1 protein-coding gene, 1 tRNA gene and 1 pseudogene are annotated in these 2362 nt (G+C 66.9%); all 3 read right to left on the minus strand.

Annotated elements, in window-relative coordinates; genetic code table 11:
* Positions 1-1618 (minus strand): catalase (locus tag ACOADB_RS08575; protein WP_378597545.1); only part of this gene is annotated, 1618 nt, incomplete at its 3' end.
* A 166-nt stretch (positions 1619-1784) separates the two neighbouring features.
* A tRNA-Val gene (locus tag ACOADB_RS08580) sits at positions 1785-1856 on the minus strand.
* Positions 1857-1945: 89 nt separating this feature from the next.
* Positions 1946-2362, minus strand: a pseudogene (locus ACOADB_RS08585) (NAD(P)/FAD-dependent oxidoreductase); the annotation flags it as partial.

Below are 2362 nucleotides of genomic sequence, written 5' to 3' on the forward strand. Positions count from 1 at the left end.
CGTTGAGCAGGATGCTCAGGGCCGGTGACTCGGGCAGGTCGGTACGAGTGGGTACGGCGGCGGGCGAGGCTTCGGGCAACGGCATGGCCAGCTGGTCAGCGACTCGCTGGGCCAGGTCGTCAGCGACATTGCGGAGGTTGGCCAGCATCCGGGTGCGGATCTTCGTGTCCTCGACCTTGCCGAGCTCGAAGGCGAAGGCCGCGACGATGTGGTCGCGCTCCACGTCGGTCTGACTGATGAAGAACTGCCGCGCCTGGCTGTAGTGATCGGCGAACGACTCGGCCCGCAGCCGTCGCGTCGGCCCCTGCTCCTGCCGGAGCACGCTCTGATAGCCATGGGTGACGTCTGCGCGGGGTCCGCGGTCGTCGCCGGTCAGCGAGTTGGGCTCGTAGTTGCCCCGCCCCCGTTGCGGATCGGTCTGCATGTGCCCGTCGCGCTGGAAGTGCAGGACCGGGCAGCGAGGCGCATTGACCGGGAGCTGGGTGAAGTTCGTGCTGCCGAGGCGCTTGAGCTGGGTGTCGAGGTAGGAGAAGTTGCGGCCCTGCAACAGCGGGTCGTTGCTGAAGTCGACGCCGGGAATGACGTTGTGGGTGCCGAACGCCACCTGCTCGGTCTCGGCGAACACGTTGTCGACCACCCGGTCCAGGGTCAGCCGCGCGATGATGCGCACCGGCAACACCTCCTCGGGGATCACCTTGGTGGCGTCGAGGACGTCGAAGTCGAATCCGTCGGCGAACTTCTCGTCGAAGACCTGCACCCCGAGGTCCCACTGCGGGAAGTCGCCGGAGTCGATCGCGGCATAGAGGTCACGACGGTGGAAGTCCGGATCGGCGCCGTTGATCTTGAGCGCTTCGTTCCAGACCACCGACTGCAGGCCTTGCCGCGGCTTCCAGTGGAACTTGACGAAGGTGTCCCGACCGTCCGCGTCGACGAACCGGTACGTGTGGACGCCGAATCCCTCCATGAACCGGAAGGAACGCGGGATCGCACGGTCACTCATGGCCCACAACAGCATGTGCGTCGACTCCGGCATGAGCGACACGAAGTCCCAGAAGGTGTCATGGGCGGACGCGGCCTGCGGCCAACCGCGGTCCTGCTCCTCCTTGACCGCGTGGACGAGGTCGGGGAACTTCATCGCGTCCTGGATGAAGAAGACCGGAATGTTGTTGCCGACGATGTCCCAGTTGCCCTCGTCGGTGTAGAGCTTCACTGCGAAGCCACGAACATCGCGCGCGAGGTCCGGGGAGCCGAGGTTGCCGGCGACCGTGGAGAACCGGACGAACGCTTCGGTCTTCTTGCCCTTCGCCTGGAACGGGGCCGCCCTGGTCAGGTCCGTGATCGGGTCGAGGCACTCGAGGGTGCCGTGGGCGCCGTACCCGCGCGCATGGACGACACGCTCGGGGATGCGCTCGTGGTCGAAGTGGAACAGCTTGTCGCGAAACGCGAAGTCCTCCAGCAGGGTCGGTCCGCGATCGCCGACCTTGAGGGAGTTCTGGCCGTCGCCGAGCGGAGTGCCGGTCGCCGTCGTCATCCGTTCACCGCGCTTGACGCCCTGGTGCAGCTCGTCCCCCTCGCCGCGCTGCTCTGGCGTGCTGACGGGCGGTCGCTTCGTGGCCATGCGGACATTCCTTCGTCGAGGGTCCGGCGCTCTCCCACTTGCGACGCGCCAGGTACGTAGACGCGCGTTACCCGGTTGCCGGGAACCTACCCCGGTGAAACGAAGAGACCCCCGGCCGATTCACCCGGCTGGGGGTCTCTTGGTGTCGCTTGCTGCGGCTTATCGGTGGGCGATACTGGGTTCGAACCAGTGACCTCTTCGGTGTGAACGAAGCGCGCTACCACTGCGCCAATCGCCCGATCGTGATGCGGTCGCAGACTCTAACGCATCCCGATCATGCCACCGGAATCGGGCCGGGGTCGTCGTACTCCTGACAAGGCCGGGAGATCACCCGAGGTGGTGCACCTCCTGGAGCCGGTGGACCGGCGTCTCGAGGCCCGCGTGCCGGGCCTTGAGCTGCAACGCGAGGTACAACGAGTAGTGGCGGGACTGGTGGAGGTTGCCGCCGTGGAACCAGAGGTTCTCCTGCTGGGTCGGCTTCCACATGTTGCGCTGCTCCCCCTCCCACGGTCCGGGATCCTTCGTCGTGTCGGAGCCCAGGCCCCAGACCTTCCCGACGCGGTCCGCGACCTCCTGGCTGATCAGGTCGGCCGCCCACCCGTTCATGGAGCCGTAGCCCGTCGCGTAGACGACCAGGTCGGCCGGCAGCTCCGTTCCGTTCGCGAGTACGACGGCACGCTCGTCGAGGTGGTCGACCTCGCCCTTCGCCAGCTTCACGTCACCGCTGGCCACGAGCTCGGCGGC

It is taken from the genome of Nocardioides sp. CPCC 206348 (assembly GCF_048654705.1).
Classification (GTDB): Bacteria; Actinomycetota; Actinomycetes; order Propionibacteriales; family Nocardioidaceae; genus Nocardioides.